At 37.5% G+C, this 25718-nt stretch carries 29 protein-coding genes and 1 pseudogene; all 30 read right to left on the bottom strand.

The annotated features are described in order from the left end of the window. Positions 1-212: 212 nt before the first annotated feature. Complete coding sequence (gene tsf / locus MHB39_RS05560; protein ID WP_342545983.1) at positions 213-1100, bottom strand: translation elongation factor Ts; 888 nt, start codon at positions 1098-1100, stop codon at positions 213-215. Between the two features lie 101 nt (positions 1101-1201). After that, complete coding sequence (gene rpsB / locus MHB39_RS05555) at positions 1202-1921, bottom strand: 30S ribosomal protein S2 (protein WP_004269262.1); 720 nt, start codon at positions 1919-1921, stop codon at positions 1202-1204. Between the two features lie 155 nt (positions 1922-2076). Further along, positions 2077-2655, bottom strand: coding sequence for a hypothetical protein (locus MHB39_RS05550; protein ID WP_036080433.1), 579 nt, complete (start codon positions 2653-2655; stop codon positions 2077-2079). Positions 2656-2664: 9 nt separating this feature from the next. Beyond that, positions 2665-2967, bottom strand: a complete 303-nt coding sequence (locus tag MHB39_RS05545) for an RNA polymerase subunit sigma (protein ID WP_342545982.1) — start codon at positions 2965-2967, stop codon at positions 2665-2667. Between the two features lie 23 nt (positions 2968-2990). Continuing rightward, positions 2991-3761, bottom strand: coding sequence for a FliA/WhiG family RNA polymerase sigma factor (locus MHB39_RS05540; protein WP_036080567.1), 771 nt, complete (start codon positions 3759-3761; stop codon positions 2991-2993). 438 nt (positions 3762-4199) lie between these two features. Next, a pseudogene (locus MHB39_RS05535) lies at positions 4200-5419 on the bottom strand (amidohydrolase). 28 nt (positions 5420-5447) lie between these two features. Next, positions 5448-6671: an amidohydrolase gene (locus MHB39_RS05530; RefSeq protein ID WP_342545981.1), complete on the bottom strand. Its 1224-nt coding sequence runs from the start codon at positions 6669-6671 to the stop codon at positions 5448-5450. 20 nt (positions 6672-6691) lie between these two features. Continuing rightward, positions 6692-7096 (bottom strand): nucleoside deaminase, encoded by a 405-nt coding sequence (locus MHB39_RS05525; RefSeq protein ID WP_016994558.1) that lies wholly within the window; start codon positions 7094-7096, stop codon positions 6692-6694. 274 nt (positions 7097-7370) lie between these two features. Next, positions 7371-7742, bottom strand: coding sequence for a hypothetical protein (locus tag MHB39_RS05520; RefSeq protein ID WP_312123995.1), 372 nt, complete (start codon positions 7740-7742; stop codon positions 7371-7373). After that, positions 7742-8245 (bottom strand): chemotaxis protein CheD, encoded by a 504-nt coding sequence (locus MHB39_RS05515; protein ID WP_004269269.1) that lies wholly within the window; start codon positions 8243-8245, stop codon positions 7742-7744. The genes MHB39_RS05520 and MHB39_RS05515 overlap by 1 nt, the downstream gene beginning before the upstream one ends. A 1-nt stretch (position 8246) precedes the next feature. After that, entirely contained in the window at positions 8247-8879 is a 633-nt protein-coding gene (locus MHB39_RS05510) for a chemotaxis protein CheC (RefSeq protein ID WP_016994561.1), read from the bottom strand. Positions 8880-8888: 9 nt separating this feature from the next. Continuing rightward, positions 8889-9335, bottom strand: a complete 447-nt coding sequence (locus tag MHB39_RS05505; RefSeq protein ID WP_004269272.1) for a chemotaxis protein CheW — start codon at positions 9333-9335, stop codon at positions 8889-8891. A gap of 27 nt (positions 9336-9362) precedes the next feature. After that, positions 9363-11435, bottom strand: coding sequence for a chemotaxis protein CheA (locus MHB39_RS05500; protein WP_036080449.1), 2073 nt, complete (start codon positions 11433-11435; stop codon positions 9363-9365). 15 nt (positions 11436-11450) lie between these two features. Then, positions 11451-12605 carry a chemotaxis response regulator protein-glutamate methylesterase gene (locus MHB39_RS05495; RefSeq protein WP_016994562.1) on the bottom strand — a complete coding sequence of 385 codons (1155 nt, stop codon included), beginning with the start codon at positions 12603-12605 and terminating at the stop codon, positions 11451-11453. Beyond that, positions 12606-13481, bottom strand: a complete 876-nt coding sequence (locus tag MHB39_RS05490; RefSeq protein ID WP_016994563.1) for a MinD/ParA family protein — start codon at positions 13479-13481, stop codon at positions 12606-12608. Next, positions 13478-14671, bottom strand: coding sequence for a flagellar biosynthesis protein FlhF (gene flhF, locus MHB39_RS05485; protein ID WP_258859553.1), 1194 nt, complete (start codon positions 14669-14671; stop codon positions 13478-13480). The genes MHB39_RS05490 and flhF overlap by 4 nt, the downstream gene beginning before the upstream one ends. Then, positions 14668-16701 carry a flagellar biosynthesis protein FlhA gene (flhA, locus tag MHB39_RS05480; RefSeq protein WP_036080453.1) on the bottom strand — a complete coding sequence of 678 codons (2034 nt, stop codon included), beginning with the start codon at positions 16699-16701 and terminating at the stop codon, positions 14668-14670. Before flhA ends, flhF begins: the two co-directional genes overlap by 4 nt. 23 nt (positions 16702-16724) lie before the next feature. Next, positions 16725-17813 carry a flagellar biosynthesis protein FlhB gene (flhB, locus tag MHB39_RS05475; RefSeq protein WP_036080455.1) on the bottom strand — a complete coding sequence of 363 codons (1089 nt, stop codon included), beginning with the start codon at positions 17811-17813 and terminating at the stop codon, positions 16725-16727. Between the two features lies 1 nt (position 17814). Continuing rightward, complete coding sequence (gene fliR / locus MHB39_RS05470; RefSeq protein ID WP_258859554.1) at positions 17815-18588, bottom strand: flagellar biosynthetic protein FliR; 774 nt, start codon at positions 18586-18588, stop codon at positions 17815-17817. Positions 18589-18592: 4 nt separating this feature from the next. Continuing rightward, entirely contained in the window at positions 18593-18862 is a 270-nt protein-coding gene (gene fliQ, locus MHB39_RS05465) for a flagellar biosynthesis protein FliQ (protein WP_004269285.1), read from the bottom strand. A 13-nt stretch (positions 18863-18875) separates the two neighbouring features. After that, positions 18876-19541 carry a flagellar type III secretion system pore protein FliP gene (gene fliP / locus MHB39_RS05460; RefSeq protein ID WP_016994566.1) on the bottom strand — a complete coding sequence of 222 codons (666 nt, stop codon included), beginning with the start codon at positions 19539-19541 and terminating at the stop codon, positions 18876-18878. Then, a complete protein-coding gene (locus tag MHB39_RS05455; protein ID WP_036080460.1) occupies positions 19538-20221 on the bottom strand; it encodes a flagellar biosynthetic protein FliO in 684 nt (227 codons plus the stop codon). The genes fliP and MHB39_RS05455 overlap by 4 nt, the downstream gene beginning before the upstream one ends. A 4-nt stretch (positions 20222-20225) precedes the next feature. Beyond that, positions 20226-20588 (bottom strand): response regulator, encoded by a 363-nt coding sequence (locus MHB39_RS05450; protein ID WP_004269288.1) that lies wholly within the window; start codon positions 20586-20588, stop codon positions 20226-20228. Between the two features lie 21 nt (positions 20589-20609). Then, positions 20610-21833, bottom strand: coding sequence for a flagellar motor switch phosphatase FliY (fliY, locus tag MHB39_RS05445; protein ID WP_016994568.1), 1224 nt, complete (start codon positions 21831-21833; stop codon positions 20610-20612). Beyond that, positions 21826-22821: a flagellar motor switch protein FliM gene (fliM, locus tag MHB39_RS05440; RefSeq protein ID WP_004269290.1), complete on the bottom strand. Its 996-nt coding sequence runs from the start codon at positions 22819-22821 to the stop codon at positions 21826-21828. The genes fliY and fliM overlap by 8 nt, the downstream gene beginning before the upstream one ends. Positions 22822-22852: 31 nt before the next feature. Continuing rightward, positions 22853-23281 (bottom strand): flagellar basal body-associated protein FliL, encoded by a 429-nt coding sequence (gene fliL, locus MHB39_RS05435; RefSeq protein WP_016994569.1) that lies wholly within the window; start codon positions 23279-23281, stop codon positions 22853-22855. Then, positions 23271-23492: a flagellar FlbD family protein gene (locus MHB39_RS05430; RefSeq protein ID WP_016994570.1), complete on the bottom strand. Its 222-nt coding sequence runs from the start codon at positions 23490-23492 to the stop codon at positions 23271-23273. The genes fliL and MHB39_RS05430 overlap by 11 nt, the downstream gene beginning before the upstream one ends. Before the next feature lie 94 nt (positions 23493-23586). Next, positions 23587-24555, bottom strand: coding sequence for a flagellar basal body rod protein FlgG (flgG, locus tag MHB39_RS05425; RefSeq protein WP_312123996.1), 969 nt, complete (start codon positions 24553-24555; stop codon positions 23587-23589). A gap of 86 nt (positions 24556-24641) precedes the next feature. Then, positions 24642-25010, bottom strand: a complete 369-nt coding sequence (locus MHB39_RS05420; RefSeq protein ID WP_258859557.1) for a TIGR02530 family flagellar biosynthesis protein — start codon at positions 25008-25010, stop codon at positions 24642-24644. A gap of 15 nt (positions 25011-25025) precedes the next feature. Next, entirely contained in the window at positions 25026-25718 is a 693-nt protein-coding gene (gene flgD / locus MHB39_RS05415; RefSeq protein WP_258859558.1) for a flagellar hook assembly protein FlgD, read from the bottom strand.

The following is a 25718-nucleotide window of genomic DNA, read 5'->3' as shown; positions in this document are numbered from 1 at the left end:
TAAACCTCCGTAAGACTTTATTTAAAACATCCCTATTCCCTTTTCCATTATAGTATATCTAACAATAATTGCTAGTTGTGAATAAGGCAGAATAGAAAATTCTTCAATTTTTCATTCACTTCGGAAAAATAGGGAACACGCTATGTTGTGTTCCCCATTTTTTTGTCTAGATAATCTAGATATTATTTGATTAGAATCAAATGCAAGCTAAATTAGTTACCTTTAACTTGGCTCATTACTTCTTCTGCAAAGTTATCTTCACGTTTTTCGATACCTTCACCAACAGCGTAACGTACAAAGCCGTTTACAGAACCACCAGTTGAAGCTACAAAATCACGTACTTTTTGATCTGAGTTTTTAACGAAAGTTTGGTCAAGTAAGCAAACATCTTCGAAGTATTTACCAAGACGGCCTTCAACCATTTTTGCAACGATGTTTTCTGGTTTACCTTCGTTAAGAGCTTGTTCAGTTAATACTTTACGCTCACGTTCAATTTCTTCAGCAGAAACTTCATCACGAGAAACATAAGTTGGGTTGATTGCTGCAATGTGCATAGCAACATCTTTAGCAGCTGCTGCATCAGTAGAACCTTCTAAAGTTACTAATACACCGATACGGCCACCCATGTGTAAGTATGAACCGAATGCATCTGCATCAGATTTTGTTTTAATTTCGAAGCGACGAAGTGTAATTTTTTCTCCAATTGTTGCAATAGCAGTTGAGATTTGATCTACAATTTTTACGCCTTCAGCATTTGCAAGCTCTAAAGCAGCTTCAACTGATGCAGGTTTAGCAGCAAGTAATTGCTCAGCTAAAGATGCAACTAATACTTGGAATTTATCGTTTTTCGCAACAAAGTCAGTTTCAGCGTTTACTTCAAGGATGATTGCTTCGTTACCTTGTTCTAAAATGTAAGTTGTACCCTCTGCAGCGATACGGTCAGCTTTTTTAGCAGCTGAAGAAAGACCTTTTTCACGTAGGAAATCGATTGCAGCTTCTAAGTCGCCATCAGTTTGTACTAACGCTTTTTTACAATCCATCATTCCAGCGCCAGTTTTTTCGCGTAATTCTTTTACTAATTGTGCAGTAATGTTTGCCATTTAGTGTTTCCTCCTCAAATTGGTTGAACATAATTTAATGATAGGTTCTAAAAAAGGTGATAAGGGTTTTGAGCCACTTATCACCTTTTTGTAAACGTGAATTACTCAGCAGCAGCTTCTACAGCTGGAGCTTCTTCTTCACCTTGTTTTGACTCGATTAAAGCGTCAGCCATTTTAGCAGTTAAAAGTTTAACAGCGCGAATAGCATCATCGTTAGCAGGGATTACGTAGTCGATTTCATCTGGATCACAGTTAGTATCAACAATACCTACTAGAGGGATGTTTAATTTACGAGCTTCTGCAACCGCAATACGTTCTTTACGTGGGTCAACCACGAACATTACGTCTGGAAGATCGTGCATATCACGGATACCGCCTAAGAATTTGATTAGACGTTCGTGTTCTTTTTTAAGTTGGATTACTTCTTTTTTAGGAAGAACTTCAAAAGTTCCTTCTTCTTCCATTTTTTCGATTTGTTTCATACGTGCAACACGTTTTTGAATTGTACCGAAGTTTGTAAGAGTACCACCTAACCAACGTTGGTTGATGTAGTAGTTGCCTGAACGTTCAGCTTCATCTTTGATCGCTTCTTGTGCTTGTTTTTTCGTACCAACGAAAAGAACTTTACCACCGTCTTGACCAACTTGACGCATGAAGTCATAAGCTTCCTCTAATTTTTTAACAGTTTTTTGTAAGTCGATGATGTAGATCCCGTTACGTTCAACGAAGATATATTTCTTCATTTTTGGGTTCCAACGACGAGTTTGGTGACCGAAATGTACACCAGCTTCAAGTAATTGTTTCATAGAAATTACTGACATGTGAATTTCCTCCTATATGTTTGGTTTTTATCCTCCGCATTTATCATCTACAACAAGCTACCCTAAGCTTAGAGCACCACTTACTGTATCAAAATACGTGTGTAGTAATAACACCATTTGCAACTATATCATAGCTTTGAATGATTCGCAACAATTTAGTGATGGAATTTCAGTAAAAGCTCGATTTCTGTTTTACCCTTTTGCAGTTGTTTCGCTATTTCCTCTGGTGATTTTCCCTGCTTTGCTAATTCTAGAGCCTGTTGTTCCACTGTCAGTACTTTATCTGGTTCTTTTTGCTCCTCCACTTTTAGAGGTGAAGCTGTTTTCACCATTTTGGAACCTGTATGTTGCTGACGTGAATAAGCATTTGCGACAATATTCTTAGGTACATAGATACGAGCATCTTTCTCTAAAGATAGAGAACTATCACTTTTCACCTCCTGTACTACTGGCAAAGGCGGCTCCTCCTGAGGTGACATATATTGTTCCGTGTGCTGCATGCTACTAGCCGCTATTTCCGACTGTGAGACATTTTGTAACTCTTTAATAAGACGATCATTTTCATCTTTCATTTCTGTTAAATACACACTAATGGTATCATCCATTTCCCGCATTAATCGCTCTTGCTTCTTTTCCAAATCTTTAAACTTTGCTAACTTTGTATTTAAAATGATAAGAAAGTAAAAAGAAATTAGCTGTAAAAAGAATAGCACCGCTATTAGAATGGTTGTCATTGTAAACTCCTATCCACTAAAATCCACGAAATTCCCTTTAAACGGATGTTGTGCCTGTTTTTCTTGTTGTTCCTTTTTTTTCTTTTTATGAAAACCTGTTAAATACTCACCACCCGCATCTTCATCCTCACTAATTTCATCCATACCTTCTGATGTGTTGACAATTTTTTGTTTGCGCTCTACTTCTTTTTTTAATGCTTCATTTGCATGTGCTTGCTGAGCTAATACTTGTTGCTGTGCCTGATCCGCCATTTTCCCTGCTTCAAATGTTTTTGGTATAGCAATCTGTAACTCGACACCTTTTAAACTCATTGGAATCTCTCCCTCAAGGATATTTACGCATTAATCATTTCACTAGATAATAGCTTTCGTAGCTTTAATAGCGCTTTTGAATGAATTTGTGAAATACGGGAAGTTGATAGTTCAAGCATTTCACCAATTTCAGTCAAAGTTAACTCCTCCGTGTAAAATAAACTAAGGACAAGCTGTTCTTTTTCATTGAGTTTCTGTATATTTTCCGCTAGATCATCTAATAACTCTGATTTAATGATTGCTTGCTCAGGTGTTTTTGTTGTATCGTCGCGTATGACAAATGACTTGCCATCTGTTTCTTCTTGATCTTGTTGTTCATTAATAGAGAGAACATTTGAAAAAAAATGCTCTTGCACAGTTTGATAAACATCTTCAACAGATACTTCCATATGCTCCGCAAGTTCCTCAGGCGTTACATGACGCATATATTTCTGCTCTAGTTGTTCAATCTGCGCATCTAATTTTTTGGCTTTTTCACGCGCTGACCGTGGTAACCAGTCTTCTTTTCGTAGACCATCAATGATGGCTCCTCTTACTCTAAACGAAGCATATGTATCAAATTTTAAATCTCTGTTAATGTCAAATTTATTTAATGCATCAAAAAGTCCTACCATCCCTAAACTCGTTAAATCGTCTCGTGATACGCTTTTTGGCAGACCTGCACCAATACGTTGGACATGATAAGATACTAAAGAAATGTATTTTTTTATAAGTAAATCACCAGCATCTGGATCACGCTCATGTATCCATCGATTCCATAGTTTTTGCTCATCGTTCAGAATTGGTTGTGTCATGAAATCCACCTCTCTAAAAAACGCTTTTTCACGCTCATGTGCCAACGACTACCTGCGCTCTTAAAATTTATCATTCAACAGGATTTCTCAGCTATTTTTATAAAAATCCACATGTAAGCTAATTTAGACGTGAGCCCTGAATAGTTAAAGCCCGATAAGCAGTTGCCATCTTTCCTATATTATAACAAGAATCGACTATAATTTCATTTGTTTCTCTTAGTCTCTAATATATTCCTTTGTTTTTTAAAGACATAGAAAAACTGTATCCTGATTGTGTAATGACACGCGGATACAGTTGGATATAATGAAGCTTTTAGTTTATGAAGCTATTGAATTCTTTCATATAGTTTTAGCAATACTGTAGAACAACAAACAAATTGAACAAAAGAACAATAATACCTAAAATATGGAACCAACTCTTTAGTAATAAATTATGCTTTAAATCGAACTAGAGACAAAGTTCCCCTTGAACATGGTTGCCTTGCGTTGAGATCTTCGAGCAATTGCTTCAGCAGAGCAAGAGGCCTCCAAGAACACCATATTTGCACTATCTCCCACTTTTGGCCATGTTTGCTCACCTGCTTGATTAAGTGGGGTTTTTCCACCTGTAATAAATTGAAGGGTTTGAGCTAATGAGCGTTCATCCCCCCAACCTGAACTTTTTGCCAAACGCCCAGCTCGTTCTAATAAATCTCCATTACCAAACGGCGACCAAACATCAAAGATATTGTCACAACCTATTGCAATGGGTACGCCTTTACTGTTTAACAAACCAACAGGCGGGAACTTTCTACGTAGGGGGACACTCGTCACAATGGTAATGCCTGCATCACGTAAGATGTCTGCCATTTTTCTGCCTCAGAGCGTGAAACATCTCCTAGCCCAAAGGCATGGCTAATGGCTACTTTCCCCTGTAAACCCGCTTCCTTTGTTAATTGGGCTAATCTCTTCATTGTGAAAGTACCTAATTGGTCTGGGTCATGCAAATGCAAATCAATCCCTGCGTTTCCTTCAACAGCGAGTTCCACCATTTGTTGTAGAGAAGCCTCAATATCACCATCCACTGTAGCCGGATCGACACCTCCTACAAATCCAGCCCCAGAACGTAAAGCCTCTCTTATTAAACTGGTTGCCTTTGTTCGTAATAGACCATGTTGTGGAAAGGCAACGATTTCATAAGACAATTTCCCTTCAAAAGTTTGGAAAGCTTTTTGAACCTCCTCTAAATTTTTCAAACCTACCTCAGGATATAAATCCACATGCGTACGTACATGTGTAACCCCTAACTGCACATAACGACTAAGTAATTCCTCAGCGCGTTGTTGTGTAGTTGTATGCAATGTTGGCAGTACCTCTTTTTCAATCTCACAGCGTTCAAAAATATTATTCACAGGTGTAACTGCCCGCCATTTGTCGCTCAAGAGAGTTTTATCCAAATGACAATGTTTTTCTATAAAAGAAGGTAGTGCTAATAGCTGTTTCATATCTTTTTTTGGATAATCATCATTTAATTGACTATCAGCAGCAACTATTTCTGCAATGGTTCCATCTTTAATGAATAGATGAGCACAAGCCGTATTCGTTTTAGTTATCGTGCCATTTACAAAGTGATAATCTGTTTCAAGACGTACATTTGTTAACCAGAAAGTAGAGTTCATTTTAGATTTATCCTTTCTTCTTCAATAATTAAAGCTTGCCTACAACTATATTTCCTTTAAAAAGCACTGCCACTCTCCTTGCTCTCCTTGCGACTGCTTCTGCTGAGCAAGTTGCTTCTACAAACACGACATTGGCTATATCTCCAATTTTCGGCCATTGAAGCTGTCCATCCTTGTTTAAAGGTGTTATGCCTCCAGTAATATACTTTAGACTTTGATCAAGTGAACGTTCATCACTTAAGCCAAAGCGTTCAGCTAGCGTGCCTACTTTTTCTAGGCTGTCACCTATACCAAACGGCGACCAGTGATCTGTAATACTATCATCACCTAACGAGATATGAACACCTTTTTGATCTAATAACGGAATAGGAATGGTATGATTCAAAGGAACAGACGAAGTAATGTCAATACCGTGATGAGCTAGTAACGCTGCCACTTCACTTGCTTCATTAGTAGAAACATCAGCTAAGGCCATGGCATGACTAATTGTCACTCGGCCGTGCCAACCTGCTTCCTCTGTTAATGCAGCTAATCGTTTAAAGGTAAAAATACCAAGATGACCAGGATCATGGATATGCAGATCAACATTTGCATTAGCTTCTACTGCTAATTCCATCACCGTTTGTAAGGATTTTTCTATATTTTCATCAATCGATGCTGGGTCTACACCGCCTACTAGAGACGCTCCACTTCGCAAAGCTTCCCTTACTAAAGAAATAGATTCACTACGTAAGAGGCCATGTTGTGGGAAAGCGACAATCTCTAAATCAACTTTATCTTTGTAAGCCTCTTTAGCTCTTAAGACTGCTTCTAAATTTTTCAATCCAATAAACGGATCAATATTACAATGCGTACGAATATGTGTTGATCCTGCATGTAATAGCAAATCTAGTAATTTTTTTGCTCTTTCCTCTGCAACAGGCAATAAGCTTGGCAGTAGAATCTCTTCTTCTTTTAATCTTGTGATAAGACCTTCTGTGGGGATCGAAGGAGCCTTCCATGGTCCACCAAAATAGGTTTTATCAATATGAATATGCATATCTCTAAAAGAAGGGAGCATTAAATAACTATGTGCATTTCGTTTAGGCAAATCAGTCTCTAAAGGCTGATCTGCACCTATAATTTGAGTTATTTTACCATTTTCGACCTGTACATTAAAAAGAGCTGTTTTTGTTTCTATAACAGCCCCATTATCGTAACCATAACCCGTTTCTAATCGTACATTTGTTAGCCAGTATGCTGTTGGTATCATTGATTGGTCCTCCCCGAATTTTATTGAAGATTAATAGCTAGATGAACCATTTGAATGGCCCTCTCTTGATGTGGTAAAGAAAGTTGATGATAGACATAATCTTGACTAGAATTACTAGCATTAAAATAATAAACTGTAGAAATTTTAGAATAATAAATGGCGCTCAAACACATAGGACATGGCTCCGTGCTTGCATACATTTCGCAACCTTCTAAATTGGTTGTTTTCAGTGCATGACAAGCTTGACGGATTGCTTGAATCTCTGCATGATTCGTTACATCATTGGTGATGGTAACCTCATTTACACCAGAGCCAATAATTTGTCCATTTTTGACCACAATTGCACCAAAAGGAGCACCATGTTTTGTTCTTTCATTTTCCTTAGCTAGTTCAAGCGCTTTTTTCATAAAGTCATAAGATTTCATACAGTTCCCTCTCCTAGAAATTGCAAATTTCTCTTTCCTTTTCAACAATTGAAATTATCCATAATCAACATTTTTTCTGGTGATTGATTGACAGAACAAGCTACATTTTTATAACTTGTGGTTTTCTGATTAATAGCTTTTACCTTTGTACAAATATGCTAACATGAGGACTGTATATATGAATAATATAAAAAAAATAAATTTTACTTAAGTTTTTCGTATAATACAAACTTCAAGCCAAATAAAAAAAGAGTCGTTATTCACGACTCTTTTTTTATGCATTCACTTGTTGATCTTCTTCTCGATTCATCATCGTTCGTACTACTTGTGCAATTTCCTCGGTATTCTCATCTTGAAATTCAACCGTAGAATTAGCTGTTGGCACTTCATGGTTTACGCCTTCCGTAGAATCAAGTTCCTTTTCTTCTAATTCACCTTCAACCGCTTCCTCATCTACTTCTGGTGTAAACAAGATGTAAGCAATTAGAAAACGTACAATGAACATTACAAAAAATACGATGGTTGCTGCAATAAAAGAGCTAATTAGGATTCGCAGAGGCGTAAATGGTTTTTGAAATGTACTAAAAAAATAAATCGAAAAGGCAATTAATGCTCCCCATAGGTTGTAAAATATAGAACCAAACATTAGATTTCACTCACTCCCTGGTTAACTGTTCGGATATGTAATATCGACGTTGCAGGATTAAATTCAATCGTTCTACCACTATTTCCACCAGTATCCTCTGCCACTAAAGGGATGCCCTGTCTCTTTAATTCATTTTTGACAGCTTCTACATTGCGGGGACCAATACGCATTGTATCTTTGTCAGAAGTAAATTGGAACATCTGCGCACCCCCTGCAATTTTTGCCTTGAGCTTAAATTTTTGAACGCCCTCTAACTTTAATAAATCAATCATTGCAGCAATCCCTGAATCTGCAAATTTCGCGACATTGATTGACTCAGCTCTTCCTAAACTGGAATCTGGTAACATCACATGGATTAAACCAGCAATTTTTTTTGACTCATCATACAAAATAACACCAACACATGAACCAAGACCAGAAGTTCGAATCGTGTTAGGTAGCTTTACTACATCCATTTGTGCAATTCCCACTTTAATCACTTGTCCACTACTATTGGTTAACATATCACGAAACCCCTAATGCTTTAAAAATCGCATCAAATGAGTCAGGATCTGGTAGTAGGAAGAAATGGCCCCTCACCGTTTCATGGTCTTCCACACCTTCTTCAAAAATGGATGTATTTATAACAATAACATTATCACTGACATGAGATAATTCTATTAAACCAATGCTTATTATAGCTCCAAACATATCAACACTTAGACCTGGCACAGTCGGATAAATTTTTAAATTAGTAAAATCCGATAAGGCAGATAAATAAGAGCCCGATAAAATATTCCCCATTTCTTGCATAGCTGATAAACCTAACTCTGAAACAGGTCGTTTTTCAAAGTCAAAAGAATCGTCGAAAATGAGTCGACGTATAAAGCGGTTTGCTTGTTCGATAGGTAAAATAAAGAACATACTTCCTTCAGCATCACCTTCAATACGAAGGAAAATGCCAACAACAACGTTTTCTGATCCACCAGCCAACTCCATCATATCGTTAAAGGACACCATTTCTACCTTTGGAACGCGCATATCAATTTTTTTCCCAAGTAAATTGGAAAGTGCTGTCGCGGCATGCGCAGCACCAATGTTTCCAATTTCCTTTAATACATCTAAATGTAGTGATGTAATTTTTTGATTAAATGTCATTATCGATCCCTACTTTAGTGGATTTAATACTTTTTCTAAATGTAATAAGATTAATAATCGCTTCTCTACTTTAGCAACGCCTGAAATAAATTCTTCTTCAAGTGAGCCAACGACTTCAGGTTGCGGTTCAATAGCACTTGCAGGAATATCGATAACGTCGTTAGCGGAATCCACTACAAAGCCTACTTCCATATCTTCTAATGAAATAATGATAATGCGTGTTGTTTCCTCATGTTCAGAAATAGGTAATTCAAAACGTTCACGTAAATCCACAATCGGTGTGACAACACCTCGTAGATTGATTACACCTTTTACGTATTTCGCTGTTTTCGGTACACGTGTGATATGCATTAATTTCTCGATACCTTGAACATGGGACACAGGAATTGCATATTCTTTATCTGCTAACTGAAAAACTATTACTTTAATACTTTCTTGCTCCACTGCATTTGTCATACTTTACACCTCTCTTATTCATTCACCTTATTTAATTAGTGCGTTGCAATCTACAATTAAGGCTACTTTACCATTGCCTAAGATTGTTGCTCCTGAAATGGCAAAGATATTTGTTAAGTAATTTCCTAAAGACTTCAAGACAATTTCTTGTTGGCCAATGAATGAATCCACCACTAAACCAGCAAGTTTTTCACCCTTACGGACGATCACTACTGAGTGGAATTCTTCATCTTGATGCTCTTGACGAGGTACCTCAAAGATTTCCTCTAAGAATACCAATGGTACAACTTTGCCACGGAAGTCGATTACTTTTTGATTATGCGCATTCATAATCTCTGATGAACGGATAATAGATGTTTCAATAATAGAAGATAGTGGAATTGCATAAATTTCCTTTTCAATCTCCACAAGCATAACTGAAATAATCGATAATGTCAGTGGTAATTGAATCGAGAAGATGGATCCAACATCTTGTGTTGATTCAATTGAAATATTGCCACCTAGTGATTCGATCGTTGTTTTTACAACATCTAAACCTACTCCACGACCAGATACATCCGAAATGACATCTGCAGTTGAGAAGCCTGAGGCTAGGATAAGCTCATTTATTTGTTTATCAGACATTGAATATGATTGTTCTTGTGTAACAATACCTTTTGAAATAGCTTTCGCTAATACTTTTTCTCGATTTATGCCCGCTCCATCGTCTTCAATTTCAATAAAGACGTAGTTTCCGCTATGATAGGCACGCAATACGACCGTTCCTTCTTCAGGCTTGCCTTTTGCACGACGAGCAGTTGGATTCTCAATGCCATGATCCACAGAATTACGGATCAAGTGAACAAGCGGATCTCCAATTTCATCGATTACTGTACGATCTAGTTCTGTTTCAGCACCAATAATTTCAAGGTTGATTTTCTTATTTAAATCACGTGATAGCTGACGAATCATTTTCGGGAAACGATTGAAAACTGTTTCTACTGGTACCATTCGCATTGTTAAGATAATAGTTTGCAAATCGCCCATCACACGACTCATACGCTCTACTGTTTCATTTAGCTCGCCATGATTGACTTCAGTAGAGATAGATTGCAGTCGACCACGATCAATGACAAGCTCTTCAAACAAGTTCATTAAAATATCTAGCCGTTCTATATTTACACGAATTGTTTTATTACCTACAGGTGCATGATTTTTATCAGTCTTTGCAGGTGTAGCTTCTTTGACTGGTTTTGCAACAGGCTCAGCTTTAGCAGTAGGCGTATCAGTTGGAATAGCAGCTACTTCAGCCACTGCTGTTACAGTTGCTGCTACCTCTTGATGAGCTTCAAATTCTTTTTCACTAAATTTCCTTTGGTCAATTACTGTCACAATTACTTCATCAACTTCAGAAACTTTCATTAGCTTTTTCTGCATATCCTCAGCTGATGTTTTTGTGACAAAAGCCACATAAAACTGTTGGTCAAACTGCTCGTCTTCTAGCTTTTCAACAGATGGACTTGATTTAATGACATCTCCATCTTTTTCCAAAATCTCAAACACCATAAATACACGTGCTGCCTTAAGAAGGCAATCCTCGCGTAATGTTACTGAAATTTCAAAAGCATTAAAGCCTTGTTCAGCCGATTGTGTAATGACTGTTTGTTCAAACGAATCATATTCTAATACACTTTCAACAACCGGTGCAGCAATCGTTGCTACCACCTCTGGGATTGCTTCCTCGCCTAGTTCTATTCGTTTTAGCTGTGCAACAGTTGAGGAAACATCACGCTTACCATCCCCACCGTTAGCAATATCCATCACCATTTCCTCTAAATGATCAACAGATTCAAATACAACATCTAAAATTTCGGGTGTAACATGAATCTTTTCATTACGGATGGCATCTAAAACATTCTCCATTTTATGTGTTAAATCTGCTAAATCTTCAAAGCCCATTGTGGCAGACATACCTTTTAAAGTGTGTGCAGAGCGGAATATTTCCCCAACAATTGCCAAATCATCTGGATTTTTTTCTAATTCTAATAAATGTTCACTACACGCTTGTAAATGCTCTTTACTTTCTTCAATAAACATCTCTAAATATTGATTGACTTCCATAAGAGGACACCCCTTTTAAGGCAAATATTTCATTATTGTTTGTGCAATATCATCTACATCTGCAACTTCATCAACAAGTTGCGTTTCTACTGCTGCTTTCGGCATACCATATACAATGCAAGTTTCTGCTGATTCTGCAATAGCAATGACATTGCCAGTATTTTTTAATGCTTTTAAACCATTAGATCCATCATGGCCCATACCTGTCATAATCACTGCTACTTTATCAAAATCTTTATATTGACTAACATCTTCGAACATAACATCTACAGAAGGTCGATGGCCAGATCTTGGTGCTTCTTGATTATCAAGAACAATGCCAAAAGTCGTCCCTACTTTTCTAAGCTTTAAATGATACCCACCTGGTGCAATATAAGCCACTCCATTTTGCAAAATATCACCCTGTTCAGCTTCTTTAACAGAAATTTCACTTAGCTGATCAAGTCGGGTCGCAAGCGATTTAGTAAATCCAGCAGGCATATGCTGAACAATTAATATAGGAGCTTGAATAGACTTAGGAATTTTAGTAACAACCTCTTGAAGTGCGCGAGGTCCTCCTGTTGAAGTGCCAATTAGCACAATCTTCTTTCCTACCTTACTCCATTCTACCATTGGTTTAGTTACGGCTACCTTAGTAGAAACAACATTAGTAGACGTATTTGTTCGTCCATGTTGTTGTGGTTCCTTTATTACGGTACTCACCCTTGTCACTTGTTCTTGTTGTCGTTTACTACCAGAAGGTTTTTTCAATTTGGAAATTGGCACCGTTGCAGCTTGTTCCACTTTGTGCACAAGTTCATTTTGAATTTTATGTAAATCAAGGGAAATGGTCCCGCTCGGCTTGGCAACAAAATCGACTGCCCCGCCCTCAATCGCTGCAATTGCATTTTCTGTCCCACGTTGCGTGGTACTTGAGAGCATTACTACAGGAACTGGACATTGTATCATAATTTCTTTTAAAGCGTCGAGCCCATTCATTTCAGGCATCTCAATATCCATTGTCACAACGTTTGGCTTCAACGATTGTATCTTTTTGATCGCATCTTTACCATTTCGAGCTGTTCCAACTACTTCCACCTTCGAGTTGCCAACAAAAAAGTCACTAATTAGCTTTCTCATAAAAGCAGAATCATCCACAACTAAAAGCTTGCTTTTATGCAAAAAGTCCAATTAATCACGCCCTTTCGAGAAAATACTTCTAAGTTTCGTTAAAAATTTTTTCGTTGTTTGATCATGTGCGTGTATTTCCCCCGCACGTTGCTCCATAAAACGAACGACAATAAGTTGCAATGTCTTTGATATTAATGCGTCTGGATAAGCAAGAGAGAATGGCACTTGCTCGCGCACTGCCTTACGCACAACTGGGTCTTCAGGTAATGAGCCAAGAATGATCGTTTCTTTGTCTAAAAAACGTTTCATTGTTAACTGTAAACGTTCATTCGTTTCTATTCCTTCTTCTTTACTGAAAGCGCGGTTACAGAGAATATAAAACTGCTTATCTGGATCTCGAACATGAATATATTTCATCATAGAGTACGCATCTGTAATAGAAGTAGGTTCCGCTGTTGAAATCACGATAATTTCATCGATGGATGTGAGTAAATCTAGCGACCAATTTGTCGCACCAGCTCCCATATCAAATAAAATATAATCATAGTTTTTTTGAAGTTCTTCAAATGCTTGAATAAGTCGTTCGAACATACTATGAGACCAATCAAGCACACTCGTCATACCTGACCCACCTGAAATATACCTTAAATCGTAAGGCCCTTCAAATATTACCTCATCTAGTAACTTATTTCCTTCCAAGTAATCTTTTAAACTATAAGAAGCATTTTTCCCAATTAAGACATGGATATTTCCCATCCCAATATCCATGTCTACAATGACAACTTTTTTTCCCTTTTGGGCTAAAGTCATGGCAAAGTTCATTGTGAAGTTACTTTTACCTACTCCACCTTTGCCACTTACAACTGCAATCGCTCTACCTAGTTCGCCTTGCTGTTTCATCATTTTTAAGCGTAATGCTTCAGCTTGGTCTCTCATTTTTCTTCACCTTGAAAAAACAAATTAAGTACTGCTTCTAAATCAGCTTCTTCAATATCTTCTGGTACTTCTTGACCATTCGTATAGTAAGCAAGTCCTTTATTATATTTAATCATTAAATTGATCATTGTGCCAATAGAATTTGTTTCATCAATTTTTGTAAAAATGAATTTTTCAATTGGTAATTGCTTAAATTGATCTACAATATTCTCCATATCTCTTTCTTTCGTTGTCATTGCAAGGACTAAATAAGATTCTGCTTGATCATCGAATTTTATGAGACGTTGGAGATCATCAACGTATTTGACTTCTTTATAATTTCGACCAGCTGTATCAATAAATACCAAATCTAAATGTGATAATCTTTGGATCGCTTGTTCAAAATCTGTTGCATTGTAAGCAATCTCAACAGGAGCTTGTAAAAGACCAGCATATGTTTTAAGCTGCTCTATTGCCGCAATCCGATAAGTATCTGTCGTAATAAAGCCAATCTTTTTCTTTTTTTCTAACACAGCTCTAGCAGCCATTTTGGCAATAGTTGTAGTCTTCCCAACACCTGTTGGCCCTAAAATATTTATATATTTTCTTTCGTAGGACAATCCTCCGACTGGAAGTACTTCTAGCTTCTTACGTAGTAAATTTTTTGTTATCAATTTACATTGCGAAAAATTTATTTCAGATGCTTCTTTGAAATGCATAAAAAGCTCATCACCTATCGTTGTGATGAGCTCTTCACTTAGCTCTTGCTGTCTTAAGTATTCAATGAAGGGTAAGAGTTCATCGGGATATTGAGCTTGGGTAGTCTTTTTATGCATAGATTGCATTAATGATTTTAAATCAGCAATTTCTTTTCTCAATTCTTCTGAAATGCTAGCGTCCTCATGTACTGCTACATCCTGGGGTGGTTCCTGATGTATTTTTGCTTGAATAGCATTTGTAATCTCTTGTAACCTTGCATTTTCTTTTTTTGCTACAGGCAGAACAGCAGGTGTTGGTACTGAAGCCACTTGACGTGGCTCCATTGCATCAACACCTGCAACCACTTCAAAACTCTTCTTTTTTATCATCCCAAAAAATTTCTTTGTAATGACGACTTTTGAATTTAAAATGACTGCGTCCTCACCTAATTCTGCTCGCACCTGCTTCATCGCCTCTGGTATGGATGATGCATAATATTTTTTCATTTTCATTGAACATTCACCACCCCAACACTTTGAATTTCAACCGAAGCATCCAATTCATTATAGGATAGAACCGGGATTTGTGGGAAATAACGCTCCGTTAATTGTCGTAAATACATCCGAACTGCTGGAGAGCATAATATAATAGCTGATTGCTCCATAAAGGATACACGCTCTACTTCCGCTGCAATAGTTTCTAATACTGTTTGAGAATCTTGTGGGTCCATCGCTAGGTAATTTCCGTGATCCGTTTGTTGGATACTATCCGCAATCATTTTCTCTACTTTTCCTGAAACCGTAATCACCTTTAATACCGAACTATCCCCAACATACTGCGCTGTAATTTGGCGTGCCAATGCTTGACGCACATACTCAGCCAAGATATCTGTATCACTCGTTAATTTTGCATAGTCTGCAAGTGTCTCAAAAATAATTGGTAAGTTACGCACAGATACATTTTCTCGAAGAAGCTTACCCAGTACCTTTTGGATTTCCCCAGTAGATAAAGGTGCAGGTGTTAATTCTTCTACTAAAATTGGATGGGATTCCCGTAAGTGATCGATTAACTGCTTTGTCTCTTGACGGCCCAATAACTCATGAGCATTTGCTCGAATAATTTCTGTTAGATGTGTTGACACCACACTTGGTGGGTCTACAACCGTGTAACCATACATTTCTGCATCCTCTTTTACTTGCTCTGTAATCCATTTAGCTGGTAATCCAAATGATGGCTCCACAGTATCAATACCTTCAATAGAATCATCATCGCCTGGGCTCATCGCTAAATAATGATCTAGTAAAAGTTCACCTCGTGCCATTTCGTTCCCCTTTATTTTAATTCGATATTCATTTGGTTGAAGCTGAATATTATCTCGAATACGAACTACTGGGATAACGATACCTAACTCCAAAGCAAGCTGTCGACGAATCATGATAACACGGTCTAACAAATCTCCACCTTGAGCGGCATCTACTAAGGGAATTAATCCATAACCAAATTCAAATTCAATTGGGTCCACATTTAATAAATTCACAACATTTTCAGGGCTCTTCATGCCGTCAGTAGCCACTTCTTCCTCAATCTCCTGTAATTCTTCTTCATCCTCTGGCTTCTTACGCTCCATCATATAAGCTCCCGCAATTAACGAGAGACCTATTGGAAGTGTCACCCAGTTTGGAATTGGCGTAAATAGCCCTAGTAATACAATCGTACCTCCTGCTACATAAAGCAGCTTTGCTTGAGCAAATAATTGCCCTGTAATGTCTTGACCAAGACTACCTTTAGAAGAGGCTCTTGTTACGACAATCCCTGTAGCAGTTGAAATAAGCAAGGCGGGAATTTGGGATACAATACCATCCCCGACAGTTAGTTTCGAAAAATGAGTTGCCGCTTCTGCAAAGGGAAGCCCCATTTGTACGACGCCAATGATGATACCAAATAATAGGTTGATAATAACCATTACCATCGAAGCAATGGCATCCCCTTTTACAAATTTTGTAGCACCATCCATTGCACCGTAAAAGTCCGCTTCCCCCGCAACTTTTTCACGTCGTTCGCGTGCTTCCTTTTCGGAAATAATCCCCGCATTTAAATCAGCATCAATACTCATTTGTTTACCTGGCATCGCATCAAGTGTGAAACGTGCTGCTACTTCTGCTACTCGTTCTGCACCTTTTGTAATTACAATAAACTGAATTAACACTAAAATTAAGAAGACGACTAAACCAACAAGGATATTTCCTCCAACTACGAAATCACCAAAGGTTTCAACGACTGAACCTGCATCTCCATTAGCTAAAATTGCACGAGTTGTGGAAACACTTAGTCCTAATCGGAACAAAGTTAATAGTAAAATCACCGAAGGAAAAATGGAAAAATCCAATGCTTCTTTCATACTCATTGCTGTAAGCAATACAATTAATCCTAATGTAATATTAATGACAATTAAAAAACTTAACATCCACGGAGGAAGAGGGATGATGAGCATCGCAACGATTAAAATAACCGCACCTAAAACCCCAATATCGCGAACTTTCATTTGTGTCCCTCCTACAAAAAGCCTTAAATTTTTCGCTTAATACGGTAAACATAAGCGAGTATTTCTGCTACTGCTTTGAAAAATTCCTCTGGTACCTGATCGCCTATTTCTACTTGATCATACATAGCACGTGCTAAAGGTCGATTTTCAACCATTATTACATCATGTTCTTTGGCAATCAGTTTGATTTTTTGAGCAATAAAGTCTGTCCCCTTCGCAATAACACGAGGGGCATCCATACTGTCCTCATTATATTTGAGGGCAATTGCATAGTGAGTAGGGTTGGTAATAACTACATCCGCACTAGGAACCTCTGACATCATACGTCTCATCGCCATCTCACGTTGGCGTTGTTTGATTTTTGATTTGATTAGAGGGTCACCTTCACTATTTTTATATTCATCTTTAATATCTTGCTTAGACATTTTAAGATTTTTTTCATACTCATGTTTTTGATACATCCAGTCTAAAACGGATACACAAAGTAATACTAAAGAAGCCGCTATACCCATAATACCAACAAGCTTCCCTACCGTAATGAGTGTCATCCATGGACTTTTAAATGATAATGCCAAAACTTCCGGTAAGTTGGACCAAATAATAATTGTTGTGACACTTCCGATAAAACCAATCTTTAAAACAGACTTTATTAACTCCACAATGGCTTTCACGGAAAATATCTTTTTTAACCCTTTAATAGGGTCCATCTTTTTTAAATCAAACTTCATTGGCTCTAACGTAAAGAGAAAGCCAAATTGCAAAAAGTTACCTGCAAGTGCTCCGACAAATGCAATCGCCATAATTGGCACAATGATAAAAGCCATTTGAATCAAAGTTTCTGTAAATAAGCGCATCACACTATCAATCGTTAGTGATTCAATGCGTATGTTATGAATAAAGGTTTGCCTGAAAAAGGCTAATAGCTCATCACGCAAAGAGCCTGCAAAGAAAAACAAAAAGATAAATACCATTAACATTACAATGGCACTAGAAATATCTTGACTCTTGACAACTTGCCCCTTTTTTCGAGCATCCTGTCGTTTTTTCGGTGTTGCCTTTTCTGTTTTTTCACCCGCAAAAAATTGTAGCTCTAAATTCAGTAGTAGTCTCATATTATCCACCACCTAAAATGGCCATTAAATCACGCATCCCATAAATCATTATCGTAATAAGCTTTTGAATAACTTGAATCATAACGGCCATCATTGTAAATAACACTAAAAAACTAACACCAATTTTAATAGGAAAACCGACAACAAATATATTTAATTGTGGTACTGTTTTTGCAGTGATCCCTAAAGCTAAATCGACCAAAAATAAGGTCGCTACAACAGGAGCAGCCATCTGGAATGCTATGGCAAAAACTGCTGTGAAAGTTTTGATAATAACTTGAGGAAAGTTTTCGCTCATAAAATTTGGGAATTGATCCATCGGGAAAAATTGATAGCTGTAGTAGATTCCATTAAGAATCATATGATGGCCATCAATTGCTAACAATAAAAGCAGTGCTAGCATATTAAAAAACTGACCAATTAATGGACTTTGAGCACCTGTTTGCGGGTCAATTATATTGGCAATAGCAAAACCCATTTGAAAATCGATAAAGCTTCCTGCAATTTGAATTGCGGACATGATGATATAGCCCATTAGACCGAGTAATAGTCCAACTAGTGCTTCTTTCATCACTAATAATATGTAATCATCATTGAATGCAAATGGCTCAACATCAATTGTATAGTACATCATCCAAGCTAAAACCAGTGCGAGAGTAATTTTGACTTGTGGTGGAATGGTTCTATATGAAAAAAAAGGAACTGTAACAAAAAAGGCTGAGATGCGCACAAGTACTAATAAGAAAACCGTTAAATGCGGAATTAATTCATTCATGTACTCACCCTATATAACGCGTTAAATTCTCGAATATGTCTCTCGCATAGCTTGTAACTTGAGATAGCATCCAAGGACCGAAGAATACGATGGCCACTAAGACAGCAATAATTTTTGGTACAAATGCTAACGTTTGCTCTTGTATCGAAGTTGTGGCTTGAAAGATACTTACCGCTAAACCAGAGATTAAAGCAACTAATAGTAGCGGACCGCTTGTTAGAAGGATAATCATAATAGCACGCTCTGCAATGGAAATAACCAACTCACCTGTCATACTGTATCATCCCCTAAAAACTTTGTAGTAACGATTTCATAACGAGATACCAGCCATCAACCAGTACAAATAATAATATTTTAAATGGCAATGAAATCATTACTGGCGGTAACATCATCATCCCCATCGACATTAATGTACTCGCGACAATCATATCGATCACTAGGAATGGAATAAAAATCATAAATCCAATTTGAAATGCAGTTTTAATTTCACTTAAAGCAAAGGCAGGTACAAGCATAGTCAGTGGGATTTCCTCCACTGATGCTGGTTTTTCTGCTTGATTATATGTTAAAAATAAATCTAGATCTTTTTGCCTAGTATGCTTACTCATAAACTCTTTAAATGGCACACTAGCACGATCATAGGCTTCTTCTATACCAATTTCTTCAGCAAACAATGGCTGTAATGCCTCTTTATTAACCTCTTGAAAGGTTGGTGCCATGATAAAAAACGTTAAAAATAGTGCCAGCCCAACGATTACTTGATTTGGTGGCATTTGCTGTGTTGCCAATGCTGTACGCACAAAGGATAAGACAATGACTATACGAGCAAAGGATGTCATTAAAATTAAAATACTTGGTGCAAGTGATAAAACTGTTAGTAAAAGTAAGAGCTTTACAGATGTCGAGACGTTCGTTGGATCGCTGTTGGAAAAAATATTGATTAAATCATTCATTTACCATCCTTCTCCTTCTGCTTCCATCTCTCTATCTCATCACTACGCTCCTGTTTTATTTCGGATAGCTTTTTTTCAAATAGATTGCCAAATGAATCTTGCTTTTGCTGCTCATTTTGCATATTTATGCTATCTTTTCTCTTAAACTTAGAAAGTACTTCTGCAATATACGGTGATGTTGCTGCAAATTCTTGCCTTTCGTTATAAAGTGCTAAAAGAGCTTCAACTTCTTCAGGATCTGTAATTTCTCGTAAAAGCTGAACATCTTCTCCGACCCCAACTAAATACAATGTTTTACCTACCTGTAAAAGCTGAACTGACTTTTGCGCACCTAACGATAAACCGCCTAAATTTTGTACCATTTGATTACGTTGGAAGTTTAAATTTCGTTTATTTAAAAACTTCATCAATCCATAAAATAAAGCTACAACAAAAATAAGCGCCAAAACCATTTTTATGTATTCCCATGCAGATATATCTCCAGCTGCTGTTACAGTTGGTTCTTGTTTAGCAGCTGGATCAGTCGTATCTCCATTACAAGCTTCTGGGTCTTTAATGCAATCCGTGACACTATTTGTGTCAGCATCTGCATAGACAGAAGTTGGTGTCGGGTACAAAAACAGGAAGGATACAAGAAATGCGAAAATCATCGTGAAACGAAATGATTTTAACATTTTCATGCAATCATCCTAGCGCTTTTTGAATCGCTTCAATTACACGATCTGCTTGGAAAGGTTTTACGATAAAGTCTTTCGCACCAGCTTGAATCGCATCGATTACCATTGCTTGTTGCCCCATTGCTGAACACATGATTACAGTTGCACTTGGATCTGTTCCCTTAATTGCTTTAAGAGCTGCAATACCGTCCATCTCTGGCATTGTGATATCCATTGTTACTAAATCTGGTTTTAGTTCATTGTACTTTTCGACAGCTTGTAAACCATCTGCTGCCTCTCCAACTACTTCAAATCCATTTTTTGATAAAATATCCTTGATCATCATGCGCATAAATGCAGCGTCGTCTACAATCAAAATTCTTTTAGACATGGTTAACTCCTCCAATTGAAACTATCTTAAATTATTTAAACGCTCTGCTTGACTTAAAACATCTGTAATACGGACACCAAAGTTTTCGTCAATAACAACGACTTCCCCTTTAGCAATTAAACGACTATTGACTAAAATATCAACCGGTTCCCCCGCTAATTTATCCAGTTCAATAATTGAACCACTTGAGAGTTCTAAAATCTCTTTAACAGAACGTTTCGTACGTCCTAACTCTACAGTAACTTGCAATGGAATATCAAGTAGCATATTTAAATTTCTAGCTTCAGATTGAGAGATTACATTTGTATCGAAGCTAGCAAACTGCGCTTGTTGCACATTGACAGGCTGTGCCGGTCTTGCTGGTTGTGCAAATTGTTGTTGCTCCTGATAAATCGGTTGCTGCATCGGTGCTGATTGCTGCTGATAAACTGGTTGTTCAGATGGTGGGGCTACAGGAACATGCTGTTGTACAGGTGGTGGTGCAACTGGTGGAGCTTCAGGTGCAATCGTTGCTGCCACAGGTTCCTCAAATACTCCTGTTTCACCTAATAATGATTTTACAATATTTTGACTAAATTTAAGCGGTAATAATTGCATTAAATTTGAATCAATTAAATTACCAATTCTTAATCTAAATGAAACTTTCACCAGCAAATCGTCTTCTGGAATATTTTCTCGACCTTCATCTTGCGAGATGTTCATTAAATCAATTGTCGGTGGAGAAATATCTACTTTTTTGTTGAAGACCGTCGACATCGATGTAGCAGCTGAGCCCATCATTTGATTCATAGCTTCTTGAACAGCACTTAGCTGGATTTCACCTAAGTCTGGCTTCGGATTTAATCCATCGCCACCTAACATTAAATCTGCGATAATTGCTGCATCGGATTGTTTAATAACAAGTAAATTCATACCTGTCAAACCAATTGTATATTCAACTTGTACAGCTACATATGGATGAGGAAATTCCTCTTCTAATTTATTGCGATTAATCATCGAAATACTTGGTGTAGTAATATCTACTTTTTGACCCAATAACGCTGAAAGAGCAGTGGCAGAGCTACCAAAGGATATATTGCCTACCTCTCCTAATGCATCTTGTGCAAACGAATCAAGGTAATCCTCCACTCGTATCTCATTTATTTCTTCATTTGTTGAAGCATCAGTGTCGTTGTTTTTATCTCCCAACGTCTCGCCCCTTAATAGCGCTTCAATTTCTTCTTGGGAGAGCATTTCATCACTCATCTTCGTCTCCTCCTTTCAAAGGGTCGATAATCTGGATTGCTAATTTTTTACCTTTTTTACCTGGTTGAACAGTAAATTTCGGCAATGTTCCTACTTTTAGTAGTAATGGTGCTTCGATTTTTTGATCTAACTGTATAACATCTCCAACTTGCATTGTTAGGAAATCTTCAATGGTGATGTCTGTCAAACCTAATTCAACTGAGAGTGGCAATTGGGCTTGTTTCACACGTGTTTCAAGCATTTTTGTTTGCTCTGGTGACATCTCCTTCGTATTGGTTTGCATCCAATAACGAACTGAAAGATTTGGAACAATTGGCTCCAACACAACATGTGGAATACAAATATTAATCATACCGCTTGTCTCACCAATAATCGTATTTAACGAAATTACAACAACCGTTTCATTAGGTGAAATCATTTGTAAAAATTGTGGATTTACTTCAAGTTCCACTAATATTGGATCAATTTCCGCAACATTTTCCCATGCTTCGCGTAAATTGTCGAATGAGCGTTCAAAAAGGTTTGTCATAATTTTTGTTTCAATTTCCGTTAGGTTATCTACATTACTATGACTCGCCCCACTACCGCCCATTAGGCGATCTAACATTGAATAGGCAATATTCGGATTGATTTCCATCAATATATTACCATCTAATGGTGGCACTTCAAATACATTAATGAGTGTCATATTTGGAATGGAACGGACAAACTCTTCAAATGGTATTTGGTCTACTGATGCAACTGTAATTTGTACATAGCTTCTAAGCTGTGCTGAGAAAAAGGTTGTCAATAGTCGTGCGAAATTTTCATGTATTCGGGTCAAACTTCGGATTTGATCTTTTGAGAAGCGAAGTGCTCGTTTAAAATCATAGACTTTAACCTTTCGTCCCTCGTCCTCTTTTTTTATGTCATCCGCTGACATTTCCCCTGTCGATATAGCGGAAAGCAGCGCATCTATCTCGGATTGAGATAACACATCTCCTGCCATTTGCCCACCTCCAATTCAAGCAGTTTCTGTTTTATTGAGTAATGAAGGAGGTAAAATATACTTCCTGGACTTCTCCTTCTTGCATTAACTCATTTAATCGTGTTTTTAATGATTTTTGGAAAATTTGTTTCCCTTGCTTACCTTCTAAGTCCTTTTTCTCCATTTCAGAAAGCTCTTGAATGGCAATGTTTTGCACTTGGAAAACGCGCTTTGTTAACTCTGCACCAGCTTCCTTGCTTGTCGTTTGGATTTTTAATGACAGGCGTACAACTCTATTATCTGCTAGATTTGTCGTGATCTCTGGTACCTCCACTGTAGCCTCTACAATCTCATCAATGGACGGCTCAACAGCACCTGTTGGTTTATTAAATTGCGTGAGCAATACAAACAAAATAACCCCAATCAGAATGACTGCTACTAGTAAAATAATAATCATTGTTAGCATTTTATTATTCTTCATCTTCTTCACCTCGTAGATGCGGGTTGGATAGTATTTGTATATTGTTATAAAAGGCAGTTACCTTTTGTCGCACCTCTTCTTCACTCTCTAAAACAATTAATTTTGTTCCAGTTGTTAATGTAATAGTCGTATCTGGAAATGATTCGACTGTTTCTATGTATAAAGCATTTAAGGTAAATGCTTTGCCATTTAGACGTGTTAGTTCAATCATGAATTAGGGCCGGGTCTAGCATGAGAGCCGGCCCGACCCTCCCTCATATGAAAAATATGTTTGTAAAAATGTCCGTTATGAAAGGACTATATTATTATCGTTTTAAGTTTACTAGTTCTTGTAACACTTCATCTGAAGTTGTAATAATACGTGTGTTCGCTTGGAAACCACGCTGAGCAACGATCATCTCTGTAAACTCTTCAGATAAGTCAACATTGGACATTTCTACTGTCCCAGGAACTACTTTACCCATCCCTGCAACAGTGGCTACTTGTGCATAAGCAGCTCCTGAGTTAGCTGTTTGTTGGTAATAGTTGCCTCCTACCTTAGCTAAACCACCAGCATTCGGGAATTTTGCCATAATCAGCTGTCCTGCCCATTTACGATTACCGTTTAGGTCAACATATTCAATCGTACCATTTTGTCCTATATTAATCTCTTTAGCAGTCGTTGGGATACGTATCGGACCTACATCTCCCGTATCAGGGGCTAGTACACCATCATCGTCAAATAAATTTGCACCTTCTTCACCTGAAGCAATTGGTGCATCCTCTGGATTGATACCATCATCATCAGCTACCATTACAATTTGATCTCCAGCAGATACACCTACTAGATATTTACCATCAGCATTAACTAAATAACCATTGCTATCCATATAAAACACACCATTACGAGTAAATAGGGTATTGTTGAAGCCCTCTTCTTCAATAAAGCCAGTATCTGGGTCTGGAGCTCCATTTGCATCGGCAACCATGAAGAAGCCATCTCCTTCAATCCCTAAGTCAAGTCCTCGGCCAGTCCCTTGTAATGAGCCACCACCATGTATTGTATCAATTGCTGCTAATTGGGCACCTAAACCAACTTGTTGTGGATTAACTCCTCCTCGCGTAGCTGTTGCTGCGGATGCACCTGCCTGCGTTTGAGACATTAAATCTTTAAAATTTACACGCCCTTTTTTAAAGCCAATTGTATTAACGTTTGCTATATTATTACCAATTACATCCAACTTTGTTTGGAAGTTTTTAAGACCTGAAATACCTGAATACATAGAACGTAACATATGTTTTCGTTCTCCCTTCGTTTTATATAGGGTGAGCCTCTATCAGTCAGCTCACCAAGGCTTCCTTACGTAAGAAGGTCCAGCCTTTAAAGCACAATTGTGCCGTCAATATTAGTAAATAACTGTTGCTTTGCTTCCGTGCGATCCATTGCTGTAATAACCGTAGCGTTTTTAGCACTGATAATTAAAGCTGCTTGATCCATCAAGACTAATGGTTGTTTGACACCTTTTGAGTGTGCTTCAAATACCTTATCCGATACAACCTGCCATTCTTGTTCAGAGATATTAATTTTACGCTCAATAATACGTTCATTCGCATGCTTACTCACCTTTAGCTCATGTTTAGAAGCTTCCTGTAAATGCGCTTTAAACGATTGTTGTGTATTGATTGGCTTAGGCTGTACTGTGCGAATAGATGGATGCAAGGGTACACGATGAATTGAAAACTTATCCATCATTATTCTCCACCTTTATTCACTAATAACAGTAAAATCTTTATCTGTTAGCTTTTTATCATTGTCAAGTACGTAATTAATGACCCCATCTTTATTGGAAACAGAGATAATTCGTCCTGTTAGCTCTTGGTCACCATCTTTATACGTTACATTCTTTCCAATTAATTGGCTAGCCTTCACTAACGGAGATTCTTGAACATTATTACTGCCATTTGAACTAGAATTGCCAGCTCCACCTAAAATTCCAGATATATTACCAGGTGTGATTTCTTTTCCATCTACTAATTTGAAAACAACACTACCATCCACAAATTTAAGCGATTCGATTACACCTGTACCTTCTTTGATTACAGGATTTCCTTTTTCATCTTTTTCTTCTGTTATTTCATGCCATTTGACTTCCTTGCCAATAAAGGTTGCATAATTCATCATTTGAGATTGTTGCTGTGATGACAATAATGATTCCATTGCCTTTGTCATATTTTGCATTTGTTCCAACGAAGAAAACTGCGCCATTTGAGAAATAAACTCCCTGTCGTCCATTGGATTTGTAGGGTCCTGATGCTGTAATTGTGTAATCAACAATTTTAAAAATGCGTCTTTACCAAGCTCACTATTTCCTGTTTGCTTCGTTGGCTTTCTATAATTGGAGTAGTAAAGATCATCCGTTATTGATGTATTTGTCACTTTTGTTGTAGTATCTGCCAT

The sequence above is a fragment of the Lysinibacillus sp. FSL K6-4013 genome, assembly GCF_038630435.1.
Lineage (GTDB): Bacteria > Bacillota > Bacilli > Bacillales_A > Planococcaceae > Lysinibacillus > Lysinibacillus boronitolerans.
Note: the sequence above shows the minus strand (reverse complement) of the source record. Positions and strands in the feature narration are given on the sequence as shown.

Coding starts and splice junctions, on each gene's coding strand:
- tsf (WP_342545983.1), bottom strand. CDS start 1,100: ATGGCAAACATTACTGCACAATTAGTAAAAGAATTACGCGAAAAAACT.
- rpsB (WP_004269262.1), bottom strand. CDS start 1,921: ATGTCAGTAATTTCTATGAAACAATTACTTGAAGCTGGTGTACATTTC.
- MHB39_RS05550 (WP_036080433.1), bottom strand. CDS start 2,655: ATGACAACCATTCTAATAGCGGTGCTATTCTTTTTACAGCTAATTTCT.
- MHB39_RS05545 (WP_342545982.1), bottom strand. CDS start 2,967: ATGAGTTTAAAAGGTGTCGAGTTACAGATTGCTATACCAAAAACATTT.
- MHB39_RS05540 (WP_036080567.1), bottom strand. CDS start 3,761: ATGACACAACCAATTCTGAACGATGAGCAAAAACTATGGAATCGATGG.
- MHB39_RS05530 (WP_342545981.1), bottom strand. CDS start 6,671: ATGATACCAACAGCATACTGGCTAACAAATGTACGATTAGAAACGGGT.
- MHB39_RS05525 (WP_016994558.1), bottom strand. CDS start 7,096: ATGAAATCTTATGACTTTATGAAAAAAGCGCTTGAACTAGCTAAGGAA.
- MHB39_RS05520 (WP_312123995.1), bottom strand. CDS start 7,742: ATGTTTGGTTCTATATTTTACAACCTATGGGGAGCATTAATTGCCTTT.
- MHB39_RS05515 (WP_004269269.1), bottom strand. CDS start 8,245: ATGTTAACCAATAGTAGTGGACAAGTGATTAAAGTGGGAATTGCACAA.
- MHB39_RS05510 (WP_016994561.1), bottom strand. CDS start 8,879: ATGACATTTAATCAAAAAATTACATCACTACATTTAGATGTATTAAAG.
- MHB39_RS05505 (WP_004269272.1), bottom strand. CDS start 9,335: ATGACAAATGCAGTGGAGCAAGAAAGTATTAAAGTAATAGTTTTTCAG.
- MHB39_RS05500 (WP_036080449.1), bottom strand. CDS start 11,435: ATGGAAGTCAATCAATATTTAGAGATGTTTATTGAAGAAAGTAAAGAG.
- MHB39_RS05490 (WP_016994563.1), bottom strand. CDS start 13,481: ATGAGAGACCAAGCTGAAGCATTACGCTTAAAAATGATGAAACAGCAA.
- flhF (WP_258859553.1), bottom strand. CDS start 14,671: ATGAAAATGAAAAAATATTATGCATCATCCATACCAGAGGCGATGAAG.
- flhA (WP_036080453.1), bottom strand. CDS start 16,701: ATGAAAGTTCGCGATATTGGGGTTTTAGGTGCGGTTATTTTAATCGTT.
- flhB (WP_036080455.1), bottom strand. CDS start 17,813: ATGAGACTACTACTGAATTTAGAGCTACAATTTTTTGCGGGTGAAAAA.
- fliR (WP_258859554.1), bottom strand. CDS start 18,588: ATGAATGAATTAATTCCGCATTTAACGGTTTTCTTATTAGTACTTGTG.
- fliQ (WP_004269285.1), bottom strand. CDS start 18,862: ATGACAGGTGAGTTGGTTATTTCCATTGCAGAGCGTGCTATTATGATT.
- fliP (WP_016994566.1), bottom strand. CDS start 19,541: ATGAATGATTTAATCAATATTTTTTCCAACAGCGATCCAACGAACGTC.
- MHB39_RS05455 (WP_036080460.1), bottom strand. CDS start 20,221: ATGAAAATGTTAAAATCATTTCGTTTCACGATGATTTTCGCATTTCTT.
- MHB39_RS05450 (WP_004269288.1), bottom strand. CDS start 20,588: ATGTCTAAAAGAATTTTGATTGTAGACGACGCTGCATTTATGCGCATG.
- fliY (WP_016994568.1), bottom strand. CDS start 21,833: ATGAGTGATGAAATGCTCTCCCAAGAAGAAATTGAAGCGCTATTAAGG.
- fliM (WP_004269290.1), bottom strand. CDS start 22,821: ATGGCAGGAGATGTGTTATCTCAATCCGAGATAGATGCGCTGCTTTCC.
- fliL (WP_016994569.1), bottom strand. CDS start 23,281: ATGAAGAATAATAAAATGCTAACAATGATTATTATTTTACTAGTAGCA.
- MHB39_RS05430 (WP_016994570.1), bottom strand. CDS start 23,492: ATGATTGAACTAACACGTCTAAATGGCAAAGCATTTACCTTAAATGCT.
- flgG (WP_312123996.1), bottom strand. CDS start 24,555: ATGTTACGTTCTATGTATTCAGGTATTTCAGGTCTTAAAAACTTCCAA.
- MHB39_RS05420 (WP_258859557.1), bottom strand. CDS start 25,010: ATGGATAAGTTTTCAATTCATCGTGTACCCTTGCATCCATCTATTCGC.
- flgD (WP_258859558.1), bottom strand. CDS start 25,718: ATGGCAGATACTACAACAAAAGTGACAAATACATCAATAACGGATGAT.